This is a genomic window from bacterium, assembly GCA_040755795.1.
GTDB lineage: Bacteria > UBA9089 > CG2-30-40-21 > CG2-30-40-21 > SBAY01 > JBFLXS01.
In genome coordinates, this window is sequence record JBFLXS010000760.1 from 1 (window position 1) to 1044 (window position 1044).

Annotated in this window: 1 protein-coding gene; it reads left to right on the forward strand. The window is 40.7% G+C overall.

What is annotated here, in order from left to right; translation table 11 throughout:
* Positions 1-221: 221 nt before the first annotated feature.
* Complete coding sequence (locus AB1414_21475; GenBank protein MEW6609982.1) at positions 222-911, forward strand: hypothetical protein; 690 nt, start codon at positions 222-224, stop codon at positions 909-911.
* Positions 912-1044 lie beyond the last annotated feature (133 nt).

The following is a 1044-nucleotide window of genomic DNA, read 5'->3' on the forward strand; positions in this document are numbered from 1 at the left end:
TCAAAAGCAGCATCAGCTGTGGCAATATCTTCCAAAAAACGAAATTTCATCAAGAGAATTATAGCACTTTAATGAAGGTAATTTCTGAAGCTCTATCTTGGGGTTTCATTTCGGCAAACCAGGTTTCCACCAAAAGGTTTGGATATTTTTCTTTGATTTTTTGGGGATGAAATTTCAAGATTAGAGCATAATAATAACAATAATTGACCCCATATGTTAAAATGTATTCTCACATGGATGAGTATCCTTCTACTACAGATAGTTTTGGTCAGGCTATTGTGGTGGTTAATAGACTTATTGGCTTGCCCGAGGATGGACCCCTAGAGGCAGATTGCCTTTCAACCTCGGTGGATATTACGCCAATTTGGCGGGTAATCGCCCCATCTGAAAAAGACAGGCAACGAGTTCCACTTAATAAAGAAACATTTTGGGGTATCGATTCAATTAGAGGTACATTAGTATGCACAGAAATAACAGTGGGCGATGAAGGCGAAGTAACACCAAACAGTAATCACTTAATGGGAATCCATTGCCATACACAGAGAAATAGATTAGTTAATTTATTCGTAGATACTCGACCAACAATCGCTCCTCGTGAAATGGCTTCGATGTTAAATATACCTATTCGTTACGCGGAGCTCGTCTTTACCCGCGGCAATGTTAGAAATTATCCGTGTGTGTTGGCAATTAAAACACTTGAGGCTTCTACCGTTCGTTATGGGCGCCATGAAGGTCTCCAACAAGAATTTAGTCTGTGGTCTACGTTTAGTCACGGCCCTGTCTGGAGCCGTGAACAAAATGTCTTAGCACAGGGCGACCGCTTGGCAAGAGAGAAAAAAATCGCTATTTACAGAGGAACAATTGACCCACAATCTGGTCACCAAAAACCCCTGCAATTAATCGCTGGATAACGATTGCTTCCAAAAAACGAAATTTCATTAAATTAATTATATCATCTAGAGGATGGTGTGCCATAATTTTTGACATCCCCACACTTACGGCTGCGCCTATATTACTGACTTGACCACGCGCTATGACTTGACT